The 23,275-nt window shown below is 66.7% G+C and carries 23 protein-coding genes; 11 read left to right on the top strand and 12 right to left on the bottom strand.

What is annotated here, in order from left to right; translation table 11 throughout:
- Positions 1-55 precede the first annotated feature (55 nt).
- Entirely contained in the window at positions 56-598 is a 543-nt protein-coding gene (locus K3U94_RS10670) for a GIY-YIG nuclease family protein (RefSeq protein ID WP_220696451.1), read from the top strand.
- Positions 599-611: 13 nt separating this feature from the next.
- Here K3U94_RS10670 and K3U94_RS10675 read toward each other — a convergent pair whose 3' ends face one another.
- A complete protein-coding gene (locus K3U94_RS10675; protein ID WP_220696452.1) occupies positions 612-1,178 on the bottom strand; it encodes a metallophosphoesterase family protein in 567 nt (188 codons plus the stop codon).
- Between the two features lie 136 nt (positions 1,179-1,314).
- Here K3U94_RS10675 and K3U94_RS10680 point away from each other — a divergent pair, with 136 nt between their 5' ends.
- Complete coding sequence (locus K3U94_RS10680) at positions 1,315-1,980, top strand: chymotrypsin family serine protease (RefSeq protein ID WP_220696453.1); 666 nt, start codon at positions 1,315-1,317, stop codon at positions 1,978-1,980.
- A gap of 25 nt (positions 1,981-2,005) precedes the next feature.
- Here the strand turns inward: K3U94_RS10680 and K3U94_RS10685 are convergent, their stop codons facing one another.
- From K3U94_RS10685 to K3U94_RS10700, 4 genes are read right to left on the bottom strand one after another with little or no spacing between them, the layout of a single operon-like run.
- The gene (locus K3U94_RS10685; RefSeq protein WP_220696454.1) at positions 2,006-2,890 is read right to left on the bottom strand and encodes an amidohydrolase family protein; all 885 of its coding nucleotides are present in this window, start codon (positions 2,888-2,890) and stop codon (positions 2,006-2,008) included.
- The gene (locus K3U94_RS10690) at positions 2,887-4,449 is read right to left on the bottom strand and encodes an SDR family NAD(P)-dependent oxidoreductase (RefSeq protein ID WP_220696455.1); all 1,563 of its coding nucleotides are present in this window, start codon (positions 4,447-4,449) and stop codon (positions 2,887-2,889) included. Before K3U94_RS10690 ends, K3U94_RS10685 begins: the two co-directional genes overlap by 4 nt.
- Complete coding sequence (locus K3U94_RS10695) at positions 4,446-4,769, bottom strand: hypothetical protein (protein WP_220696456.1); 324 nt, start codon at positions 4,767-4,769, stop codon at positions 4,446-4,448. Before K3U94_RS10695 ends, K3U94_RS10690 begins: the two co-directional genes overlap by 4 nt.
- On the bottom strand, positions 4,735-6,231 hold the full coding sequence (locus K3U94_RS10700) for a flavin-containing monooxygenase (RefSeq protein ID WP_220696457.1): 1,497 nt from the start codon (positions 6,229-6,231) through the stop codon (positions 4,735-4,737). The genes K3U94_RS10695 and K3U94_RS10700 overlap by 35 nt, the downstream gene beginning before the upstream one ends.
- A 129-nt stretch (positions 6,232-6,360) precedes the next feature.
- Here K3U94_RS10700 and K3U94_RS10705 point away from each other — a divergent pair, with 129 nt between their 5' ends.
- Positions 6,361-7,194 (top strand): alpha/beta fold hydrolase, encoded by an 834-nt coding sequence (locus K3U94_RS10705; protein WP_230987540.1) that lies wholly within the window; start codon positions 6,361-6,363, stop codon positions 7,192-7,194.
- Here the strand turns inward: K3U94_RS10705 and K3U94_RS10710 are convergent.
- Positions 7,180-7,725 (bottom strand): TetR/AcrR family transcriptional regulator, encoded by a 546-nt coding sequence (locus K3U94_RS10710; RefSeq protein ID WP_047320846.1) that lies wholly within the window; start codon positions 7,723-7,725, stop codon positions 7,180-7,182. The genes K3U94_RS10705 and K3U94_RS10710 overlap by 15 nt on opposite strands.
- Positions 7,726-7,843: 118 nt before the next feature.
- Here K3U94_RS10710 and K3U94_RS10715 point away from each other — a divergent pair, with 118 nt between their 5' ends.
- From K3U94_RS10715 to K3U94_RS10740, 6 genes are all read left to right on the top strand, one after another.
- The gene (locus tag K3U94_RS10715; RefSeq protein ID WP_220696459.1) at positions 7,844-8,761 is read left to right on the top strand and encodes a metal-dependent hydrolase; all 918 of its coding nucleotides are present in this window, start codon (positions 7,844-7,846) and stop codon (positions 8,759-8,761) included.
- A gap of 49 nt (positions 8,762-8,810) precedes the next feature.
- Complete coding sequence (locus K3U94_RS10720) at positions 8,811-10,289, top strand: flavin-containing monooxygenase (RefSeq protein WP_230987541.1); 1,479 nt, start codon at positions 8,811-8,813, stop codon at positions 10,287-10,289.
- Positions 10,290-10,303: 14 nt separating this feature from the next.
- Complete coding sequence (locus tag K3U94_RS10725) at positions 10,304-10,756, top strand: VOC family protein (protein ID WP_047320849.1); 453 nt, start codon at positions 10,304-10,306, stop codon at positions 10,754-10,756.
- On the top strand, positions 10,753-11,487 hold the full coding sequence (locus tag K3U94_RS10730; protein ID WP_220696461.1) for an SDR family NAD(P)-dependent oxidoreductase: 735 nt from the start codon (positions 10,753-10,755) through the stop codon (positions 11,485-11,487). The genes K3U94_RS10725 and K3U94_RS10730 overlap by 4 nt, the downstream gene beginning before the upstream one ends.
- The gene (locus K3U94_RS10735) at positions 11,484-13,136 is read left to right on the top strand and encodes an N-acyl-D-amino-acid deacylase family protein (protein WP_220696462.1); all 1,653 of its coding nucleotides are present in this window, start codon (positions 11,484-11,486) and stop codon (positions 13,134-13,136) included. Before K3U94_RS10730 ends, K3U94_RS10735 begins: the two co-directional genes overlap by 4 nt.
- Positions 13,137-13,296: 160 nt before the next feature.
- Positions 13,297-14,292, top strand: a complete 996-nt coding sequence (locus K3U94_RS10740; RefSeq protein WP_220696758.1) for an oxygenase MpaB family protein — start codon at positions 13,297-13,299, stop codon at positions 14,290-14,292.
- Between the two features lie 22 nt (positions 14,293-14,314).
- Here K3U94_RS10740 and K3U94_RS10745 read toward each other — a convergent pair whose 3' ends face one another.
- The 3 genes from K3U94_RS10745 to K3U94_RS10755 are packed head-to-tail and all read right to left on the bottom strand — an operon-like array spanning position 14,315 to position 17,034.
- Positions 14,315-15,451, bottom strand: coding sequence for a TIGR03857 family LLM class F420-dependent oxidoreductase (locus tag K3U94_RS10745; RefSeq protein ID WP_230987542.1), 1,137 nt, complete (start codon positions 15,449-15,451; stop codon positions 14,315-14,317).
- Between the two features lie 52 nt (positions 15,452-15,503).
- Positions 15,504-16,004: a TspO/MBR family protein gene (locus tag K3U94_RS10750; RefSeq protein ID WP_220696463.1), complete on the bottom strand. Its 501-nt coding sequence runs from the start codon at positions 16,002-16,004 to the stop codon at positions 15,504-15,506.
- 37 nt (positions 16,005-16,041) lie between these two features.
- Complete coding sequence (locus K3U94_RS10755) at positions 16,042-17,034, bottom strand: NAD(P)H-quinone oxidoreductase (RefSeq protein WP_220696464.1); 993 nt, start codon at positions 17,032-17,034, stop codon at positions 16,042-16,044.
- Between the two features lie 165 nt (positions 17,035-17,199).
- Between K3U94_RS10755 and K3U94_RS10760 the strand changes: the two genes are divergently transcribed.
- Positions 17,200-17,889 carry a type 1 glutamine amidotransferase domain-containing protein gene (locus K3U94_RS10760; protein ID WP_047320855.1) on the top strand — a complete coding sequence of 230 codons (690 nt, stop codon included), beginning with the start codon at positions 17,200-17,202 and terminating at the stop codon, positions 17,887-17,889.
- A 44-nt stretch (positions 17,890-17,933) separates the two neighbouring features.
- Positions 17,934-20,300: an AAA family ATPase gene (locus tag K3U94_RS10765; protein WP_220696465.1), complete on the top strand. Its 2,367-nt coding sequence runs from the start codon at positions 17,934-17,936 to the stop codon at positions 20,298-20,300.
- 18 nt (positions 20,301-20,318) lie between these two features.
- Here K3U94_RS10765 and K3U94_RS10770 read toward each other — a convergent pair whose 3' ends face one another.
- From K3U94_RS10770 to K3U94_RS10780, 3 genes are all read right to left on the bottom strand, one after another.
- The gene (locus K3U94_RS10770; RefSeq protein ID WP_220696466.1) at positions 20,319-20,735 is read right to left on the bottom strand and encodes a DUF6319 family protein; all 417 of its coding nucleotides are present in this window, start codon (positions 20,733-20,735) and stop codon (positions 20,319-20,321) included.
- Between the two features lie 97 nt (positions 20,736-20,832).
- Positions 20,833-21,552 carry a VldE C-terminal domain-containing protein gene (locus tag K3U94_RS10775; RefSeq protein ID WP_047320857.1) on the bottom strand — a complete coding sequence of 240 codons (720 nt, stop codon included), beginning with the start codon at positions 21,550-21,552 and terminating at the stop codon, positions 20,833-20,835.
- A 26-nt stretch (positions 21,553-21,578) separates the two neighbouring features.
- Entirely contained in the window at positions 21,579-23,189 is a 1,611-nt protein-coding gene (locus tag K3U94_RS10780) for an NAD-dependent malic enzyme (RefSeq protein WP_434084925.1), read from the bottom strand.
- Positions 23,190-23,275 lie beyond the last annotated feature (86 nt).

Genomic DNA, 23,275 nt, shown 5'->3' on the forward strand with positions numbered 1-23,275 from the left:
GCATCCCGGTGGTGGCTGGGACGCGGACAGGATGCAGCTCAGCTAGGTTTCGAGCATGGACGCAGCACAGGTGCTGGGGCGGCTGTCGGATCGTCGCTCTCACCTGGCGCTCCTCGATGCCCCGGCAGCGCCCGGAGTTTATGCGTTTTTCCTCCGTAAGGGTGCTGTGCCGGGACTGCACTGCGGATCCGGGGACTGTCTTTACATCGGGCTGTCGCAGAACCTTGCTCAGCGGGAGTTCGACACGCATTTCCGTGTGGGCGGCAGCGGCTTCTCCACCCTGCGTCGATCGCTGGGCGCGCTGCTGATCGACGAACTCGATCTGCAACCCCAACCGAGAAGCGCCGGCACCAGCGACACCAACTATCGCAACTATCGCTTCGACAAGAGCGGCGAAGAAGCACTCAGCGCCTGGATGCACGATCACCTTGATGTGGCCGTGTTCGAAGAGGCTGATCCCAAACCGCTTGAGCGCGAACTCGCCGTATTAGCCCGGCCGCCATTGAATCTCACGCACTGGCCGAACCCGGACGCGCCGACGATCAGGGCGGCGCGCAAGCGCTGCGCTGATGCGGCACGGGCCAGTCGGCGACAGTGACGCGCGAGAGCGGCTACTTCGACATTTCCTCGGCCAACTCGTCAGCCGACGCCGGCCGCAGATCCCACGCCTCCAGGCCTACACAGATGCTGCGTTCCCCGCTCCGCCGCTGATCCGAGTGGGTGTGCCCGTGGATCAGCCATCCGCCCAGGTCAGGCAACTGATACTGGTCAAACTGCTTGCGCGAGTAGCGGTCCGGCACGCCATGGTATGGGAAATGCGAAAGCAGCACGCTGGTCCCGCCGATCTTGGTCCGCGCCATCTGTTGCACGCTCGCGAACACCAGCGCGTAGTCGGCAAAACGCTTCTGTCCGCCGCGGTACATCGGGTGGATCGGATCGTGGTTCCCCGTCACAAGGTGGAGCGGTACTCGCAGCGTCGCCAGTTGCTCAAGGGCGAGGTGCATGCTCCCAACGCCGCCGGCGCAGATGTCACCCAGCACCCACAGTGCGTCGGTGTCGGGGTCGAGCCGGTACAGCGAAGCCATCACCGCCGAGTCATGCGCTGCGACCGTGTCAAACCCGCGCATGGCCGCCAGCTTGGGGTGCGCAAGGTGCAGATCGGCAACGAAGAAGTCCACGGCGCTGATGATGTCACCGACTACTGACACCCATCGGGAAGGATTGCGCCGCGGGTATCTCCAGCTTCGGACTCGGTGTGCCATGCTGGCCCCAGCCTCAGGTCGCGGCATCAGCGGAATCAAAGGGAGAGGCGCCTTGCAGTTCACTCGTTGGCGGCTCACTCTTACCCTCGCGCTGCTCCTGGGCGTCGGGCTACCTGCCGCCCCGCCCGCGGCCGCGATGGTGATCTTGGGCGGTGGGGCCGTCATCATCGTGGACGGCAACAACTACTGCACCTTGACCACGATCGGACGCGACCGGACCGGTGACGTGGTGGGTTTCACCGGAGCGCAGTGCGGAGGACCAGGGGCAGCCGTCACGGTCGCGGGAACAGACGCCACCGTCGGCACCGTCGTCGCCGTCAACGGCGACCTTCGCTACGCGGTGATCAAGTTCGACGTGCCCGACCTGATCCCGGTGTCTGACTACGCCGGTATTGCGATCAACGGTTTAGGCCCAGAACCGCAGTTCGATTCGCTCGTATGCAAGTGGGGACCTGCCGACCCTGGTCTCTGTGGTCGCATCACTACCCCCTTCGGGCCACGGGTGAACCTGTTGGCGCAATTTGACCACGGTGACGTGGGCGCTCCGGTAACCATGGACGGCCTGCTGGTCGGCATGGTCTACGCGGGCGGCGTGACACTGGGCAGCAGGTATTCGCTTCCGAGGGCGCTCACGTACTTGACGAAATTCAGTGCGATTCTCGACGATGTCAACGCCGGCGACGGGCCAGGCAGCGGATTCGTCCCCATCGGCAGCTGACGCAGCGGTACGGCGGCCGGACACGTCAGCACCGGTAGATCCGTTCGGCATTGCCGGCGAACAGCTTGTCCCGTGCCTCGGCCGGCAGCCCGGCGGTGACGGTCGAGTACGTCTGCCAGAGCTGCTGCAGTGTCCCGCGCAGGCCGTCTACGGGGAAATTGCTGGCAAAGCAACACCGGTCCACGCCGAAAGTAGCGATTGCGTACTCCAGCCATGGTGTGAACGCCCCGGCGTTCATCGTCCCGAGCGGCATGGCCAGTCCGGAGAGCTTGCACATGACGTTGGGACCGACATCGGCCATCGCCCGCAGCCCCTGCTGCCACCGCCGGTACTCCGCCTCGGAATCGTCACACGGCCAGCCGGTGTGCTCGACGACCACGAGCAGATTGCCATGGTTGCGTAATCCCCGTGCCGCGGCCGTCAACTGATCCGGACGGGCCATGAACTCGAAGATCAGGCCCCGCTCGGCCAGCGCATCGAGCACCTCATCGGCCGGCAGCGAGTCCCGGTCGGCGCCCATTCGGCGGACGCCGCGAAAGCGTGACGCCGCAAGTTGGGTGTCCAACGCCGCGATGGACTCGGACACCGATTCGGTTGACGGCAGGCCGCCGATGATGGCGTCCGGCCCGCCGCCCTCGTCGGCGCGTCGGTCGAGTTCCAGCGTCTCGTCGACCGAGAACCAGTCCGTCGCCGCGGCCACATTGACGACCTTCTCGACATTCCAGTCGCCGGCCTCGGCGGCATAGTCGGACATGTCGAAACGACGGGCCATGGCGCTGACATCGCCCATGTCGAGGTCTGCCTGCTCGGCCGACGGCGTCAGATAGGGATACCAATCGGTGCGAGCCGGATCCCACAGGTGGACATGCGCGTCGACAATGCGCGCGGGCCGCGGCGTCTCGGCGGTCATCGGGGTTGCACCACTTCCTGAAGGGCCGTGTCGAACCACGGCGGGACGTCGGGCCCGCCGAAACTGATGCTGCCGACCGGCCGGGGGTGGTTGCGCAGGCCGAACCATCCCTCGCCGGTGACCAGTTCGGCGCCGGCCAGATCACCGGTGAGCTGACTGCACAGCAGATGAGCGATGAAATCCGCCGGGATGGCATCGGATTCGGCGCTGATGGTGAACGGCAGGACCAGCCCGTCGGTGGCCTGGCGTCCGGCCCGCGCCAGCTGGGCGGCTGCCTGAGCTCGGCTGCGTCCACCGGCGGTGGTGGCGTCGTGCAGGCCCACCAGCCGTATCGGGCGGTTGGTGGCGATCGCGAGGTCGGCTACCGCCCGGCTCCATCGGGCGTCCCGGTGGATCTGCGCCACGATGTCACCGTGCTCATCCAGGATGCGCTGCCACCCCGGCGCCGCCGCCGTGGACGGCGTGCTCGATGAGGCGATGACGACGGCGTCGAGGGCGGGGATGCCGGCCAGCCCCGCAGGCTCGTCGACCGTTGTCACCGAGACACCCCGGCGCCCCAGGGCCCCGGCAACGGCCGAGGCCACCGCCGGCGAGTCCGCGGCCACGGCACAAGTGTGCGCGGCGGGGCGTGGTAGTTCGGCGGGCGCGGGCTCAGCGAGGATCGACCCGAAGCGGGCGTTGCCGCCGCCACCGGTGGTCTGGTGAGTCTCGGCCGGTACCAGCGCAATCGAGGTCGCGGTATCGAGAAGGTGGGGCAGGTCGGTGTCCCGGACCGCCTCGATCAGTCTCGGCTCGTCGATCATCGCGATCTCCGACCCCGCAGCGAACAGCACGCGACCCTGGCAGGTGGCGAAGTCGTCGGCGACCAAATGCGCGGCGAGCGCGCCGAGGTCCTCCGGGGACGGCATGGCGGCCAGTGACAACCCGCCGGTGACCGATGTCGAGGTCTTTGCCAGTGCAACGGCCACCATCCGGGTCGCGGCGATGGGGGAGATGGCATTGACGGTGACACCGTCGGGCGCGTGTCGTCCGAGCTGCCAGGTGAGTGCCGCGACCGCGCGTTTGGCGCAACCGTAGGCCCCGGTATCCGCGGAGCGCCAGCCGGACCCGGACGTGACACCCAGGATGTGTCCCCGGCCGGCGGCGGCCATCAAAGGCATTGCCGCACAGAGCACATTGCGATACCCGTCGAGGTGGACTGCGAGCACATCCTGCCAGTCGCGGGAGCTTCCGGTGGTGTAGCTGGTGGGGCGGCTGATGCCGGCGACGTTGACCACCGCGTCGAGACCGCCGAACTCGTCGGCCAGGTCGGTGAACAACTTCTGCAGCGCCGCCGCATCGGTGACCGAGACTCCCGATGCGCGGGCAGTGCCTCCGGCCGCGACGATCCGGACGGCGGTCGTCTGTTCCGGTGCCGGCAGGGTCTGGGATCCGTCCAGCGAGACCAGCGGATCGAGGGTCACCACGAAATCACCGGCCCGCCCAAGCGCCTGTGCGATCGCGGCGCCGATCCCGCCACCACCGCCGGTGACGGCGACCACCCGTTGCCGGTCGGTCACGCCAGGTCCAGGCCGGCCAGGTCGCCGGCGGCGAGCCAGTTCTCCAGTAGGTCCCGATAGGCGAAGTAGTCGCCGAAACCCTTGCCGTAGTTGGTATCACGCGCGCGGATAGCGCCGGGGTCACCCTCGTTGTTGAGCCGGGACGGCGTACAGGCGGACATCACGCCGCTCGGGTCGACGAACGTGTCGACTATCTGCTTGATCCAGTCGGCTTCGGCATCGGCCCGTACATCGAAGACGGTCGCGTCGCGCTTGGTCAGCAGGGCCACCGTTCCGGCGACGAATTCAGCTCCGAGCACCGCGAGTTGGGTGTAGTTCACGGTCACCACCGATTGCTGGCCCGGCGCCGGCATGACGAACATATTGGGGAAGCCTTGACTCATCATTCCGAACAGGCTGGCGGCGCCGTCGGCCCACTTCTCGGCCAGGGTGATGCCGTTGCGGCCGATGATGTCGTGGCCGACGCGGCGCGGCAGGGGTGTCACCTCCGCCTCGAAACCGGTGCCATAGACGATGCAGTCGACGTCGAACTCGCGGCCGTCGACCACCGGACCGCGCTCGGTGATCCGCTCGGATACCGGCAGGGCAGCTGATAAGCGTCACGTTGGGCCGGTTGAAGGCGTCGAAGTACTCGTCGTGGAAGCACGGGCGCTTGCACAGGTAGCGGTAGTAGGGCTTGAGCTGCTCGGCGACCTCGGGATCGGTGACCAGTTCATCGATTCGGCGCCGATGCTGCTCCATGATGTCGAAATCGAGTCGTTCCGCGTTGAGCAGGAACTCGGCGATGCCCGCGCCCGGGATCCGAGGCGGATTCTGCACCGCGGCATAGTATTTCGTCCATCCATCGTCGGTCAGATCGGTATCCACCGGCCGGCCCAGCATGATCGATTGAAAATTGTCCATCCGCCGCTTCTGCCAACCGGGCGCCAGACCGTGCCGAAAATCGGGTTCGGTCGGCCGGTTGTCCCGCGCTCCGATCGCCGAAGGGGTGCGCTGGAACACGAATACCTGCCGCGCGGCCTCGGCCAGCGGCGGGAGAACCTGCAGTCCGCTGGCGCCGGTGCCGACCAGCGCGACAGCCTTGTCGGCGAGTCCGGTGAGGGGGGCGCCGGGGGCGCCGCCGGTGTATCCGTAATCCCAGCGTGCCGTGTGGAAGGCCTTTCCGGCGAAGTCGTCCATCCCCGGAACCACCGGCAGCTTCAGCAGGTTCAATATGCCGGCGGCCACCACGTAGTGGCGGGCGGAAAGCAGGTCGCCCCGGTCGGTGTGTATCACCCATCTGCCGGAGTCCTCATGCCACACCGCACGCTGGATCCCGGTGTGGAAGAGCGCATCGCGCACCAGGTCGAACCGGTCGGCGACGGCCTGCAGGTGCAGCCGGATCTCTTCGCCGTAGGCGTAGCGCTGGGTCGGGATGTAATCGAGTTCCTCGAGCAGGGGCAGGTACTGATAGGACTCCACGTCACACATCACGCCCGGGTAGCGGTTCCAGTACCAGGTGCCGCCGACTCCGCCGGCCCGGTCGATGATCCGGATGCGCTCCACGCCGGCCTTGCGTAGCTGAGCCCCCGCCAACAGCCCGGCGATCCCGCCGCCCAGGATCACGACATCGGGATCGTCCTCGACCGGTTCGCGCTCGCGCCAGGCGGTGAAGGGGTCGGTCAGGAAACCGGCGAGTCGCCGATCGTGGGTCATGTCACGGATAGCGGCCCGTCCGGGCACCAGGCGCTTGTCACGTTCCGCGCGGTATTTGGCGTGTACGGCTTCGAGGTCGAACGACATGACTCCCTTTCGGCGGCATCCGCACGGGGTTACAAAGTTCGTCATTAATGTAAACCAAGTCTTGCTGGCATGCCTAGCATTGATTGACACAAGCAGGTGTGTATGTAAACAGGAGTGCGAGGAGTTGTGATGCCACGGGTGATCTTCGGTGACATCGACGACGTGACCAGACCGTTGGCGCTCCTGGTACACGGATTTCCGGATACCCCGCACACATGGCGGCACCTCGGCCCGGTGCTCGCCGGCGCCGGCTACCGGGTGGCGGCACCCTGGCTGCCCGGATACCACAGCCCCGCTGCGGGTCCGGTCAGCGTGGGAACCTATGTGCAGCACATCCTCGCCGAACGTTCGGTGCACCGCGGTGACCAGCGGACCGTGCTCATCGGGCACGACTGGGGCGCCAACGCGGGATACGGCGCGGTGTCATCGGACCCCGCAGCGTTTCGCCGCTTTGTGGCACTGGCCGTGCCGCCGACGGCCGCGCTGGGCGGCGGCATCTTTTCCTACGCCCAGCTCAAGCGATCCTTCTACATTTGGTTCATCCAGCAGGCCGGGCTCGCGGAATCAGTGCTGCTGGAACCGGGTTTCTGGGAGTCCTTGTGGTCGGACTGGTCGCCCGGCTACGACGCCGGAGAGGACCTGGAGATGCTGCGCCGGTACGTCGGACCCGAGACCATCGCGGGCGTGCTCAGTCCGTACCGGGCATCCTTCAATGCGGCGTTCATCGACCCCGGCGCCGTGTCCGAGGCCGCAGCGACACTGACCGTGCCCCCGATACCCACGCTGTGCCTGCACGGCCGCCGCGACGGCGCGATCGGGGCCGACCTGCTCGGTGACGTGACGTCGTATCTACCCGCCGGGGGATCAGCGTTCCGGATGGTCGAGGGGGCGGGGCACTTCCTGCACCTGGAGCGTCCCGCCGAGATCGCCGCCGAGATCCTGGCCTGGCTAGCGGCCGACTGAGTTGCGCCGGCGGCGCGGTTCGAGGCCGGCGGCATGGCGCAATTCGGCCAGGAAGCTGGTGCGGTCGCCGCCGCCGACCAGGTAATGGCACACGGCAATGCGCACGACGGCGGCCGCGGCGATATCGGCATTCTCGTCGGAGAGCACCCGGCGCATACCCTCCTCCATGATCGGCAGTACCCGCACCATCTGCGCGATCGAATATTCGGGCTCCAGTTCGACCAGCATGGCCAGCGAGTGCGAGAACTGATAGTCGACGATGAACTCCAGTGTGGCATTGACTCGGTCGATGCCACGTAAACCTGCTGTGGCAGCAGCCATTCCAACTGCAAAGTTGTCCTGTTCGTAGAGTGCGAAGGCGTCCAGCAGGCCCTCCTTCGACCCGAAGTAGCGATAAACCGTGGGCCGGGACACGCCTGCTGTGGCGGCCACGTCCAGGATCTGCAGCTTGCGGCGGCCGCAGCGGGCCACCACCTCGAAGGTGGCGTCCAGGATCCGTTTGCGGATGGACTGCTCGCTCTCAGCGGGCACTCCGCCACCTCCTCGAGTGGTTTACACATAGCCATTGAAATGTCACACTGCCAGTACGCACCTGCTGGCAAATATTGAGTCCATGTTAGGACCTGAGCGCGTATTGGGGTGACATCCGATGACGGATCTGGTGGTGCGAAAAATCCGTTGGGACTTCGACGCGACGGTGCCCTTTCTGTGGCAGCCGGCCAATCCCAACTTCGGGATGTTCTGTAACGCTTTCACCTTCATCGCAGTACCGTTCGAGCGTTACCTGATCAAGGCGCTCCGGCAGGCGCAGCCGGACTTCGACCGCTCGCCCGCGGTTGCGGCAGAGGCCGACGCATTCCTGCGGCAGGAGGGCCAGCACGCTGCGGCGCACCGCAAGCACATGGCGGCACTGATCGCCCGGTACCCAGGGCTGGAACGGGCCTACGTGGATGCCACCGCAGCGTTCGACGACCTGATCGACGGTCATCCGGTGCAGTTTCACGCCTCCTATATCGCGAATCTCGAAGCCACTTTCACGCCGTTGTTCAAAGTGATTCTGGACAACCGGCATTCGCTGTTCGCCGGGTCTGATCCGCGGGTCGCCGCGTTGATGACCTGGCATTTCGTCGAAGAGATCGAGCACCGCAGCTCTGGGCTCATCCTGTGTAACCACCTGACGCCCCACCGGTGGTACCGGGCTCGGCACATTCGCCACACGTTCCGGCATATCGGTGAGATAGCCGCCGCGATCGGGCGCACCATCGATGAGGTAGTGCCCGCCGAGGAGCGGGTGGTGTCGGCGGAAGAGCTCATGTCGGCAGCGCTGTTGGTCAACGAGTTCAAGTTCCGCGGGCCCGGCGGGCGCCGCCGTAGGACCCGATTGTCCGGGCCGCCAACGCTGTTCGGATCAGTGCCCTCCGGTGATCTGACGCGGATGGTCTGGCGGCTGGCGCTGTCTCAGATGCCGTATCACGATCCGGCGGATCAGCCGTTGCCGGACTGGGCGGGCACCTGGATGTCCGAATACGACAACGGTGCCGACATGACGGTCTTCTCCGCGGAATGATCGCCGTTTACGTTCAGCCATCCGTATGTCACAGATGAGAGGTCGAGGTGTGAGGCCGAAACCGGACAAGCCGACCGTGGCGGTCATCGGCGCGGGCCCGGGCGGCATCGCCATGGGTACCGCGCTGGCCGCCGGCGACTACGAGTTCGCCATCTTCGACCGCAATGACGGATTCGGTGGCACCTGGCGCAAAAACACCTACCCGGGAGCAGCATGCGATGTGCCGTCGCATTTCTATTCGTTCTCGTTTGCGCTCAACCCCTGGTGGAGCAAGACTTTCGCCAACCAGCCGGAGATCCTTGCCTACCTGGAAGCGGTGGCCGACGACCACGGTCTGCGCAGTCACCTGATCCCGAACACCAGCGTGAGCACACTGCGGTGGTCAGATGCCGACGACTTGTGGTTCGTACACACCGACGACGCGCGCACCTACCAGTTCGACGTGGTGATCAGTGCGGTCGGCATGCTCGACGTCCCCAACCTCCCCGACATCCCCGGGGCGGACAGCTTCCGAGGGCGGATATTCCACTCCTCGGCATGGGATCATTCCCGCTCCACCGCCGGGGAGCGGGTCGCATCGATCGGTACCGGTGCCAGTGCGGTTCAGTACGTTCCGGCGATTGCCCGGGAAACCGAGCACCTGACGGTCTTTCAGCGCACACCCATCTGGGTCGCGCCGCGGCCCGACGAACCGTTCACGCCGGAGCAGCAACAGCTGTTCGCGCGCCATCCCGAGGAGGCCCGCAAGCTCCGCAACGCCGCATGCGAGCAGTACGAAATGGCCGACTTCGCCGAGAATGCCCGCCAAACAAGGGATTCCACCGAGATGGCGCGCAAGTACCTGCACCGCAAGATCGCGGATCCGGTGCTGCGGGCGAAGCTGACTCCGGACTACCCGGTCGGGTGCAAGCGCCCGCTTCTGTCGGCGGACTGGTGGCCCACCTTCACCTTGCCCAACGTGACCCTGGAAACCTCGCCCATCGTCGAGTTCACCACCGACGGATTGCGTACCGCCGACGGCGCCGAACACCCGGCCGACACTGTCATCTACGGAACCGGTTTCCGGGCAGCCGACTACCTGAGCAGTCTCGATGTTGTCGGCCGCGGCGGGGCACGCCTGCGCGAGGTCTGGAAAGACGGCGCCGAGGCTTACCTGGGCACCGCAATCCCGGGTTATCCCAATCTGTTCACCCTGTACGGCCCGAACACCAACGGTGTCACCTCCATCATCCACATCCTGGAGGTCCAGACGGCCTATGTGCGGCAGCTGCTGGACTCGATGTCGCAACGCCGTCTGCGCAGCGTCGAGGTGCGACGCGAGGTGCACACCCGCTACAACGCCGAAATCCAGGCCGCGATGCAGGGCAAGGTGTGGCTGGCGAACTGCAACAACTACTACCGGCACCCGAGCGGCAAGATCGTCACCCAGTTCCCGTACAGCGGCATGGCGTTCGCGGATCTGCTCCGAACGGTCCGCCTCGAGGACTACCACTTGTCCACCGCCGACACGACACTGACCGTCATCTGACGAGAGGATCTCGAGTGCGCGCCCTTCACCACACCGCGATCGTCACCGCCGATATCGACGTGTCGCTGCGGTTCTGGCGGGACGGGCTGGGACTGACCCAGCTGCTCGACCACACCTTCACCGGGGATTGGAAGACATTGTTCGGCGCCGAAACCGACACGCTGCGTTCGATCTTCCTGGGCGACCAGGCCCACCCGGAAGCCGGGATCGTGGAACTCGTGCAGTTCCTCGGTGGAGCGAGCGTCCCTGGTGCCGGCGATCCGGACCCGGGTCCGCCCCGCGCCGGCTTCTTCCTGGTCTCGCTGCAACGTGACGTGGAAGCGACCTTGCCGGCGTTGGCGGCGCTGGGATTCAGCGAAGGAGTGCGACGGATATCCATGCCGGCACCCGGCGGGAAACGTGTGGCAATGGCGGTCATCACAGCACCCGACGGCGTTCTCGTCGAACTCATCGGAGCACCCGAATGACCGCCGTCGTGGTCGGGGGAGCGTCCGGTATCGGAGAGGCGGTGGTGAGCCGGCTGCGCTCGCAGGGCCTGACGGTCACCGTGTGGGATCTCCACGATGCCGACTTCATCTGCGATATCAGTGATCCCGGCGCGGTCAGCGCAGCCATGGCGCAGACCGTCGAGACGGTGGGCTGCCCCGACCGGTTCATCACCTGCGCCGGAATCGGCGCGTCCGGACTGCTCCTCGAGCAGCCGCCCGAGCAGTGGAAGCGCGTGCTGGACGTCAATCTGACCGGGACGTGGCTGGCGATGCGCGCGGGCGCCGCAGCGATGATCGACGCCGGAATCGGCGGGTCGATCATCGCGGTGTCCAGCATCAGCGGAACGCTGGCGGACCGAGATATGGGCGCCTACTGCGTATCCAAAGCCGGTCTGGACATGCTGGTGCGGGTGGCGGCCGCCGAGTGGGGCGCACACGGGATCCGGGTCAACGCGGTGGGTCCCGGGGTCACCCGTACCCCGATGCTCGCCAGGCCGGAGCAGCTACCCGGCTGGGTCGATGGGCTGACCGAACGGACCGCGCTGGGAAGGCTCGGGGCCGCCGATGACATCGCCGAGGCGATCCTTGGCCTGCTCGAGATGTCCTGGGTGACCGGTCAGACGCTTTTCGCCGATGGCGGTTTGGCGCTGCACAGTCCCATCGACGCCTATGGGCAGATGCAAAGACTGACGAAGAAGGAGCAGCCATGACCTACGACGTCATCATCCGGGGCGGCACCGTCATCGACGGCACGGGGCAGCCCGGCCGGACCGCAGATGTGGCGATCAGCGACGGGGTGATCGCCGCAGTCGGACGCGTCGATGAGGGCGGCCGCCGGGAGATCGATGCAGACGGCGCCCTCGTGACGCCCGGATTCGTCGATATCCACACCCACTACGACGGGCAGGTGACCTGGGACAATCAGCTGCAGCCGTCGTCGACGCACGGCGTCACCACCGCGCTGATGGGTAACTGCGGCATGGGATTCGCGCCGGTGCGGCCCACCGACCACGACCAACTCATCGAGTTGATGGAAGGTGTCGAAGACCTGCCCGGCCCGGTATTGCACGAGGGGTTGCCGTGGACCTGGCGCAGCTTCGAGGAGTATTTGGACGCCGTCGACAGCCTGCCGCACGATATCGACGTGGCCGCCCAGGTCACCCACGATCCGCTGCGGCTGTTCGTGATGGGGCAGCGCGGTGCCGACCGGGAGGCCGCCACGCCGGACGATATCGCCGAGATGGCGCGGCTGGCGGCCGCCGGAATCCGGGCCGGCGCCCTGGGATTCAGCACCTCGCGCACCGAATGGCACAAGACCAGCCGTGGTGAGCAGACACCATCGGTACGGGCCGAGTTGAACGAACTCGTCGGCATCGCCAAAGCGATCGGGGAAACCGGAACCGGGGTATTCCAGGTGGTTTCGGATCTCAAGGGGTTCGACCACGAGATCGCGGTGATGTACGAGATGATGCGGGTGTCCGGGCGGCCGCTGTCGCTGTCGGTGATGCAACACGAGGCCGGTGACGGCTACCGTCGCACCCTCGCGGCCATCGAGCGGGCCAATGCCGAGGGACTGCAGATGACCGCGGTCGTCGCGCCACGTGCCATCGGGGTGCTGGTCGACTTCCGCGGGACCTACAACCCGTTCGTGCTGTCCCGGTTCTTCCGTTCCGGACCTGACCTGCACGATCCTGCGGTGAAACGTCGCGTCTTGGCCGAGATCTCCGAACGCGGGGGTCTGCGGGCGCCGCTGGACACCATTTTCGAACTCGGTGACCCGCCGAACTACGAACCAGCGCCGCAGGATTCGGTGGCGGCTCGGGCCGCTCGGGCCGGCGACGATCCGGCCGAGGTGCTCTACGACATCATGCTCGCCGGCCCGGCCTATATGCCGGTGTTCAACTATCACGGCGGCAATCTCGACGTAGTGCACGAGATGCTCTCTCACCCCAACGCGCTGCCCGGGCTCAGTGACGGTGGCGCCCACGTCTCCACCATCTGCGATGCGAGCTTTCCGACCACGCTGCTCACACACTGGGGGCGGGACCGTCTCGACGACCGGTTCGACGTGGCGTGGTTGATCCAGCGACAGACCCGCGACGCGGCCCGCATGGTGGGACTCAACGACCGCGGGGTGCTCGCACCGGGCTATAAGGCTGACGTCAATGTCATCGACTTCGACAATCTCACCGCACGGGCGCCACGACTGGTCGCCGACCTTCCGGCCGGCGGCCAGCGGGTCCTCCAGGCGGCCGACGGCTATTTGCACACCATCGTCAGCGGCATCGAGGTGTACACCAGCGGACAACACACCGGTGCGCTTCCGGGCCGGCTGGTCAGGGGAGCGAGGCAGGTGTGAATACGCCGTCGTTGGGGTGCGTCGCCGGTCACTGAGCGGACGTGTCGCCCAAGCCCGTCATTGACCGGAGTCCAGACTCCCCTTAGACTCCCGATACTGATAACGCATGTTGTCAGAAGTGGTCGATGATGACTGGGAGTGCGCGCTCGTGACTCAAGACATGTCGGAAACCTGCCCCGCGGCCAGCGAAGCGCCGATCGCCGCCGGCTGTCCGGTGAGCAACGGCGGCTACGACGCACCCCCGATTCCGCTGGGGCCCGACTCGCTGACCTGGAAGTACTTCGGCCAATGGACCGGTCTGTTCCAGGGGACCTGGGCCGGCTCGATGCAGAACATGCACCCGCAACTCGGTGCCGCGGTCAAGGACCACTCGATCTTCTTCATGGAGCGCATCCCGCGTCTGATGCGGTCGATCTACCCGATCGGCGGCGTGGTGTTCGACGGCTACCGTGCCCCGCAGACCGGCGCCGAGGTCCGCGACTACCACATCGGCATCAAGGGCGTCGACGAGCAGGGGCGCCGCTACAGCGCGCTGAACCCCGACGTCTTCTACTGGGCGCACGCGACCTTCTTCAAGTCGACCCTGCTGGCCGCCGAGAAGTTCGCCGGCGGACTGACCGAGGCCGACAAGCGGCAGCTGTTCGACGAGCATGTGCAGTGGTACCGGATGTACGGCATGAGCATGCGCCCGGTGCCCAAGTCCTGGGAAGAATTCGAAGAGTACTGGGACCACATGTGCAACAACGTCTTGGAGAACAACTGGGCGGCCCGTGAGGTCATGGACCTGTCGACCATGCCCAAACACCCGTCACTGGAATGGATTCCGGATTGGTTGTGGGCGCAGAACCTCAAGGTCATGCAGCGCTTCCTGACGTTCATGACAGTGGCCCTCTACGACCCGCCGGTGCGCGAACTCATGGGCTACACCTGGTCCCCGCGCCAGGAGCGGGTGCACGGGTATATCTGCAAGGCGATCACCTTCGTGTCCAAGTACGGTCCCAAGCGTGCCTTGATGCATCCGCGTAAGCGGTCGGCGCTGGACCGGGCGTCGGGTCGCCTTCCCGTGGACGCACCGCTGGTGCAGACCCCGGCGCGCAACCTGCCGCCGGTCGAGTACCGCAACGACCCGCACTTCTACTGCCCTAAGGTCGACTGACCCACGTCGAAGTCGCTCGGGCTCAGGCGAAGCGGCCCGGGTTCGCCGCGACAGCACGGTGCAGCGTCGGCCGGTTGGCCCGATAGGCCTGCACGACGGGCGCGAGCTCATGCGGACTCGCCCCGTGCATGATCACCGAGTGCACGCCCAGGTCGAACTGCCGGGCGATGGTGTTCGCGCAGTCGCGGGCCGATCCCGCGGCCACCGACGCCAACCATTCGGCGGGAATCAGCTCGGCGATCCGCTGCAGCGTCTCGTATGACGCGCTGGCGTCGATGGGCCCGGCGGTGGCCGCATCGGTGAACAGCTCGGACTGCCGGATTCGCTCCCACACGTGCGGATCCCAGCCATTGGCGGAGACCAGCACATCGGGATAGGCCTGCAAATAGGTCGCCAGGCGGCCGACCCCGCGGCGCAGTTGATCGTCCTCCGACAACGAGTCGCAGACGGTGGCCAGGCAAGCCCAGATGCGGATGCTGTCGGGATCGCGGCCCGCGTGTTCGGCGCCCCGCCGCACGGCCGCGACCGAGGCGGCAGTCGCCTCGTCGGAAAAGAAGGTGTGCAGCACAACGAAATCGGCGATCTCACCGGCCAGTTCCATCGTCTTGGGACCGACCGCCACCAAGCCGATCGGTGGCCCCTCGCCCAAGCCGTTCGCGTGGCGCAGCATCGGCCACTTCCCGGCCGGGCCGTCGTGGTTGAGGATCAGCTCGCCTGCCCAGAGCCGGCGCAGGATGGAAAAGAAGTCACGCAGCCGGGCCGCGGTCACCACCGGCAGCCCCATCGCCTGCCAATAGCCGGCCATTCCGCGGCCGAACGCCATCGCGAAACGACCCTCGGTCAGTGCGTGCATGGTCGACCCCACGGTCGCGGTCACGGTGGGGTGGCGAGTGTGGTGGTTGGTCGACGGGGCGATACCCAGACTGGAGCTGCAGCCCGCCACGGCGCCGCTGAGCACCGCCGGGTCTTTCACGGTGAAGCGTTCACCGATGTGGCAGGAGCCCAGGCCGAGCGCCTCCGCCTCGCGGGCTTCCGGCAGAACGACGCGGACGTCCGCGGGGTGTCGGGTGACGGCGTAGTAGCCGAGCTCGTTCAGTTGCATGTCAGTGCCGGCTGCGCTCGACGGGGCGGTGGCCTGCGGTGCGGCAGCGCGATTCATTTCGCAATTACACTACGTCGAGTAGCGTTATACAAGCGAGCAAGGCTGCGCGTCAGCTGTTCAGCGACCACACCGAGTAGTTCAATGCGGTCGCGAACAGGATCCAGCCGAAATACGGCACCATCAGGAGCGCTGCGCCGCGGTGGACCTTCCAAAACGCCGCGATGGTGACTGCCACGGCGACGTCCAGGAGCAGGATGTCGACCAGGGCCAGGCCGCGCCAGCCAAGCCCGAAGAACAGCGGCGACCACAGCAGGTTCAGCGCCAGCTGTACGCCGTAGGCGATGATCGCGGGGTTTGTCCACCGCGGATCTGCGCGCCAGACCAGCCAGGCCGCGACCGCCATCAGCAGATAAAGGGCGCTCCACACCGGACCGAACAGGTAGCTCGGCGGCGCCCAGGCCGGTTGGGCGAGCCTTCCGTAGTCGGCTGCGGCGTCAGCCGAGGCGACACCCCCGAGGGCCGCGACGACGATGACCAGCACAAGCGAGACCAGGAACGCGGCGAGGTGCTGAGCACTCGGCTGGTGTGCTTTCGGCGAGATCGTCTCCATCGCGCCAGCGTAGGCGGAATCGGCCCAGGACGACAGGTCACGGCTCGCGCACGGTCAGCACAACCTTCCCGACCGTCTCGGAAGAGTCGAGCAGCTTGTGGGCCTCGGCTGCCTCGGTGATCGGGACTTCGGCGGCGACGACAGGCGCCACCGCGCCTTCGGCGATCATCGGCCACAGCTGCCGCCGCAGTTCGGTGATGATCTCGGCCTTGGAGCCGCGGCCCTGCTCGGGACGGCGCCGCAGATTGGTCACATGCACCGATCCCCGCTTGAACAGCAGCGCACCGAGATTCAGTTCGGCTGTGGCGCCGCCCTGCAACCCGATGATTGTCAGGTGACCGTTCTCGGCGAGGGCCTCGACGTTCTTGGCCAGATAGCTGCCGCCCATGATGTCGAGGATGACGTTGGCCCCGGCGTACTCGGCGTTCACGACCGCGGGGAAATCCTGCTCGCGATAATTGATCAAGGTCTGCGCGCCGAGTTCGCGGCAGCGCTCCAACTTCGACTGCGACCCAGCGGTCACCGCCACATTGGCGCCAATCGCTCGGCCCACTTGGATGGCATGCGTGCCGATTCCGCTTCCGCCACCGTGAATCAACAGTGTCTGACCGGGTTCGAGGCCACCGACCATCACCACGTTGGACCACACCGTCGCGGCGGCCTCCGGCAGGGCGGCGGCCGCGGTGACGCTGACCCCCTGCGGTACGGGCAATACCTGGGTGGCGGCCACGTTGATGCGTTCGGCGTACCCGCCACCGGCCAGTAGCGCGCACACGGCGTCGCCGGGCTCCCAGTCCGAGACTCCGGCGCCGACTTCAGCGATCACACCGGAGACCTCGAGGCCGGGGACCTCGCTGACGCCCGGCGGCGGCGGGTAGAAGCCCATGCGCTGCATCGCATCGGCCCGGTTCACGCCCGCGGCCACCACATCGATGGCCACTTCGGCAGCACCCGGTGGGGGAAGGTCGTCGACGTGGGCCCACTCCATCACTTCGGGATCACCAAAACCGTTGAGCGTTATGGCATACATCCAAAACTTCCTTCCCCCGGTGAGCGCAGAACGTCGTGCGTACTCAACTGGATCTCACGTGGCCGTTGTCGGTCGCTGCTTCATCATCCGTCTCCGGTGTGTTCCAAGTTGTGCAAAGTGGCCAGTTCGCTGGCGCCGGCCGAGCATCCGGGGAATCCTGGGGAGATGACCAAGCGCATCCTCAATGTCGTCTCCAACGTCGCCCACTACGACGACCCCGCCGAGCCGACCGGGTTGTGGCTCTCGGAGCTGACGCACGCCTACCACGTCTTCGCCGAAGCGGGCTACCAACAGACGATCGTCAGCCCGAAAGGCGGACCGTCGCCACTGGAGCCGCGTTCGCTGAAGTTCCCCAACTTCGACAAGAGCGCCAAGGCGTGGAAAGCCGACAGCACGAAGATGGCGCTGTTGGCCGGCACCGCATCGCCAGAAGACATCGACTCGGCGGACTATGACGCGATTTACTTCACCGGCGGGCACGCCGTCATGTATGACTTCCCGAACAGTGAAGGACTGCAACGCATCACGCGTGAGATCTTCGAGAACGGGGGAGTGGTGTCCTCGGTCTGCCACGGCTACTGCGGCCTGCTCAACACCACCCTCGCAGATGGGTCGTTCTTGGTCGCCGGACGAAGGCTCACCGGCTTCGCCTGGTCGGAGGAGGTTCTGGCCCGCGTCAACAAACTGGTGCCCTACAACGCCGAAGCGGAGATGAAGAAGCGCGGCGCCCACTACGAAAAGGGCCTGATTCCATTCGCCTCGCACGTCGTCGTCGACGGCCGGTTGGTCACCGGCCAGAATCCGGGCTCGGCCAAGGCGACGGCCAAGAAGATCGTCTCCGTGCTGGGGAAGTGAGGCCCTCGCCCGTCCACGCTCTCGCCCGCCAGTAAGGTTCCAGCGTGGTGGCAGCCAGCAAAACCGTCCTGCTGACCGAGGAATTCCGAGAAGCGCTGGGGCTGCTGTCCGCGGGCCGAAATCTCTTCCTGACCGGTAAGGCCGGCACGGGTAAGTCGACGCTCATCCGTCACTTCATGGCCAATACCGATCGCAACGTCGTGGTGGTCGCGCCGACCGGGATCGCCGCGCTGAACGTCGACGGCCACACCATCCACCGCCTGTTCGGATTCCGGCCCACCACAACGCTGTCTGATATCGCCGGCGGGGAGTACCGGCCGGGCCGCTTCACCAAGACACTGGCCAAGCTGCAGACGCTGATCATCGACGAGGCATCGATGGTGCGCGCCGACGTGTTCGACATGATCGCGGAAGCGTTGCAGCGGTTCGGCCCAGACCCGGGCAGGCCGTTCGGCGGCGTCCAGGTGGTGCTGGTGGGTGACCTCTACCAGCTGCCGCCGGTGGTCACCGAGGGTGAGCAGCACTACTTTTCGACGACGTATGAGACCCCGTACTTCTTTTCGGCGAACACCTTCCGCCGTGCGGATTTCCCGAGCGTCTCGCTGACGACGGTGTTCCGCCAGCTCGGCGATGACCGGATGACCGCGATCCTCAACGAGATTCGCGAAGGCGTGTTACTCGGCCATGCCAAGCAGCACCTGGACGCCCGGGTGGACGCCGACTTCGTGCCGCCAGACGACGAATTCTGGCTGACGTTGGCGCCCACCAACAGGCTGGTGACCGCCCGCAACCGCCAGCAGCTCGAGCGGTTGCCCGGCGAGGAGATGGTGCACCGCGCCAACGAATCCGGCGACCTGTCCCTGTTCGACAAGCCGCTGGACGACGAGTTGCGCTTCAAGGTCGGCGCCCAGGTGATGATGCTCAACAACGATCAGGCCGAGCGCTGGGTGAACGGCTCGATCGGCCGCGTGGTGGGGGTGGGCTACGACCGCCACGGCGCCGTGGTCGAAGTCGAGTTTCCCGACGGTGACATCGCCGAAGTTGCCCCGTTCACCTGGGAGGCCACCCGCCCCGTGGTCGACGGCGGGACTTTGCGTCGCGACGTCGTCGGCACTTTCACTCAACTGCCGTTCAAGCTGGCGTGGGCGATCACGATCCACAAGAGTCAAGGTCAGACCCTGGAGCGGTTGGTGGTGGATCTGTCCGGCGGCATGTTCTCCACCGGCCAGCTTTATGTGGCGTTGAGCCGGTGTACCTCGTTGGCCGGGCTCGTGCTGAAACGCCCTGTGCTGCCGAAGGATCTGAAAGTGGATCGCCGGATCGCCCGGTTTCTGCGCGTCTCGGCCAACAGCGACCGGGCGCGCCGCTACTGCGCGATCGGTCTGCTCACGGTCGGCGATGAAGGCCGGATGTCGCGGCCGCGCCCGGTGGAACTGGCGGTGGCTTTCGACGACGGCACGGCCGTATCGACACTGATCAACCCGCAGCGGGATCTGGCCGACGCCCGCCAGGCGTATCGGATCGGGGTGGCCGACGTGCTGCTGGCACCCACGCTGCGGGAGGCCTGGGCGGTGATCGCGCCGATGCTGGCCGGGTGCACGCCGGTGGGCGTCAAAGTCGATGAGACGCTGGGGCTGATCGACTTCGAACTCAAGCGACTGGGCCTGGTGGCTCCGATGCCGCTGGGTATCGATCTGCGGGGCACAAGCACCACGGGTGACACGGCGCTGCAGCGTGCCAAGGCCGCGCTCGAGCGCCTCGATACCGCCGACCTGGATGCCGGCTCGTCGCCGTTCGAAGATCCCGACGAGAGCGACGCCCTCTCGGGAATCCTGCTCAGCCGCGAACCCGACGTCACAACCCCGACCGCAGAACACCTTCCGGCCCTGTCCGCGCTGCTGCGAATCAGCCGAGCCCTCGGAGCGGTCCTGCTGGGCACCAGTCCCGTCGATCAGATGTCGCCGGCGGGGGAGACCAGTTGGGAGCAGGCGGCTCGCCAGGCCGCCGCCGACCAGCTGCTGCTGGCGGCGGACCGCACCCGACTCCCGGATGAGGTACTGGCGCGCCTGCGAGACGCCTTGGTGGCGCTGGGTTCCGGCCACCTGGCGTCCGGGCTCGCTCAGCCGCCGTCGACGACCGACAACATCGACACGGTGCTGGTTCCCGGTGCCCGCATCTGCTTCACCGGAACAGCGGTCGACGGCGACGGCCGGGTGGTGGATCGCGACGAGATGGAGCGGCTGGCTGCCTCGGCTGGGCTGGCGCCGGTGCGCTCGGTGACCAAGACGCGATGTGAGGTGCTGGTCATCGCCGAAGCGGGCACGCAGTCCGGAAAGGCCCGCAAAGCCCAGGACTATGGGAAGCCGGTGTTCACCGTGGACGAGTTTCTGGGTTGGCTGGCGCGCCGGTGAGCGGGGAGTGCGCGGACCTCAGTCCAAGTCCGCCAAGGCTTTCCGGGCGGCTTCAAGCTCGGCTTCGAGCGCGGCCACCCGCGCGGCATGCTGGGAGCGCGCCTCGTCCATCAGCGCCTCGATCGGTGCGAACAGCTCCTCGTGCAGTTCCTTGGCGGCCCGCGACACCGCGGCGGCCGCGACGGCGAGGTTACGCACCAGATAGCTGCTGCCCTGCTTGATCTCGGCGTGCCACTCGCCGTCGGCCGTACCGGTCACAGTCAGGGTCAACTCGAGAGTCTTGGCCTTCTTGCCGGCCGACTTCTTCACCGGCTCCTTGGCCTCGGAAGCAGCGGGGGCGGTGTCGGGGGCCGGTGTGGTGTCGGCGAACGAACCGATCCCGACGGTGTCGGGGGTCGCGGCCGGGGCTTCGGGGGCGAACGTGGGTGCAGTCATAATCGTGGCGACCTCCTTGCTGATTCGTCGCCCGCGGCGGCGGGCAAGCTCACCACGTATTAGAACACACGTTCGACAATGCGGTCGAAGCCGCCGCTCAATCCCTCGGCGCCGGGGTCATCGAGGTGACGTAGTAGGTTTCCTGCCCGGTGGGATAGCCGCCGCCATCGGTGGCGATGTGGACGTGGTCGTAGTGGTTGGCGGTTTCGTTGCCGTAATCCGACGTCCAGTTGCCGCCGCCCACGCCCGGGTAGATCTTCTGCCGCCAGATCACGTGGTTGACACCCCAGCGTTGGGCGTTGGCCAGCGCATAGCCGGCGATCTGGTCGCCGAGCAGAATCCCGGCCTCACTGTGGTAGTCCGGGATCATCACATCGATGGCCAACCCGTCGGGATGCCATCTCAGTGGGTCCTGGCGATACCCGTAGATGGTCTTGATCTCCTGAAACAGCACGCCGATGGTGCGGGCCGCCCAAATGGTCTTGACCTGCAGCCCGTTCTCCGGCGCCACCCCCGGGGGCAGCGGGAAGGTGAATTGCTGACCTTCGGTGGGCATCGGCACGCTGGCCGCCAGTGCCGCGGCCTCCGCGGGGTTGGCGATGCGCATCCCCCCGGTAGACGGCGGCGGAGGTGCCGCCGGCGCCGACGGGGCCGCTTCGGCGGTCTCGGTGGGCTTGGGCGCCGGCTCGTGGCTGCTCTGGGCGTAGATGAGGGCGGCCGAGACCGCCAGCGACGTCAGAATGGCCAGGCTGCGACCGCAGAACCTGGCAATCTTTCGTCCGTCCACCAAGAGCACTTTAGTTACTTCTCGCTGGATAGCACGGGACCGGCGCTTTCCTGTGGTTACCGAGTCGGATAGTCCGGCGTCCAGCGGGACTGCCGGACGGCCTCGGCTATCGCGTCGTCGGAGGCCGCCGGCGCGACGCCGTCACGCACCGCCTGGAGGGCTACCGCGGTTGCAATACGGGTGGTGATCTCGGGCAGATCCTCGAACGCGGGCAGCAGCGGCTGGTCGGCGTCGACCAGGGCGGGGGAGGCATCGCCGAGGGTGGTGGCGGCAACCCGCATCATGGCGTCGGTGACCCGTGACGCCCGCGCTGCCGTGACGGCCAGCCCGACCGCCGGGAAGATGTAGACGTTGTTGCACTGCGCGACGCGACGGGTGCGCTCGCCGTGTCGGATCGGGGCGAAGGGTGATCCCGTGGCGATCAGCGCGCGCCCATCGGTCCATTCGTCGAGCTCCGCAGGGTGTGCCTCGGCCCGGCTGGTGGGGTTGGACAGCGGAAAAATGATCGGACGGTCCGTCTTGGCCGCCAGCTGTCGGACGATTCCCTCGGTGAAGGCGCCGGCCACCGTCGACAGGCCCAGCAGGATGCCCACGTCGACGTGCTGCACCACGTCGGCCAGCCTGCGACCGTCCCAGCCGGCCACCCGAGCTGCGGATTGAGCGAAGCGGCGCTGGCTGTCCGAGAGGTCCGCACGGTCATCGGTCAGCAGCCCGTTGACGTCAATCGCCCAGATCCGTTCGGCGGCCTCGGTTTCGGAGAGTCCTTCGGCGACCATCTGCTGGCGGATCATCTCCAGTACGCCGACGCCCGCCGAGCCGGCGCCGAGCATCACCACCTGCTGCTGCGACAGCGGGCGCCCGGCGGCGCGGACAGCGCCCTGCAGCGCGCCAAGGGCTACGGCCGCCGTGCCCTGGATGTCGTCGTTGAACGTCAGCAGCCGATCCCGGTACCGCATCAACAGCGGCAGCGCATGCGTGGTGGCGAAGTCCTCCCACTGCAGCAGCACGTCGGGCAGTTCCTCATGCACGACGGCCACGAAGTCGTCGACGAAGGCGTAGTAGTCCTCGTCGCTGATCCGGCGATGGCGCCAGCCGAGGTACTGCGGATCGTGGAGCAGGTCGACATTGTCGGTGCCGACGTCGAGGATGATCGGCAACGTGCGGGCCGGATCGATCCCGCCGATCAGGGTGTACAGCGAGAGCTTGCCGATCGGGATGCCCATGCCGCCGATACCCTGGTCGCCCAAACCCAGGATGCGCTGTCCGTCGGTGACGACGATGACGTCCACCTCGTGTTCCGGTCGGTTGCGCAGAACCTCCCGCAGCCGATCGCGATCCGGGTAGGAGACGAAGAGCCCGCGCGGGCGCCGGTAGATCTCGCTGAACCGCTGGCACGCATCACCGACTGTCGGCGTGTAGACGATCGGCAGCATCTCCTCGAGATGGTCGCGCAGCAGCCGGTAAAACAACGTCTCGTTGCGGTCCTGTAGCGCCCGCAAGTAGATGTGCTTGTCCAGGTCGTCATGCCGCGTGGAGAACTCGGCGTAGGTGTGGGCGGCTTGTTCGGCGATGGTTTTCACCGCAACCGGCAGCAGACCCAGCAGGCCGAGCTCGCGGCGCTCGTCTTGGCTGAAGGCGGTGCCCTTGGTGGTCAGCGGATCGAACAGCAGAGCCTGGCCCCGCCGTTGCCGCCCCCTAGCCGTCACCGTGTCACCTCTCTCATCTCGGCTGCCCTTCGTCGCACAATAGAACG

Source organism: Mycolicibacter heraklionensis, assembly GCF_019645815.1.
Taxonomy (GTDB): domain Bacteria; phylum Actinomycetota; class Actinomycetes; order Mycobacteriales; family Mycobacteriaceae; genus Mycobacterium; species Mycobacterium heraklionense.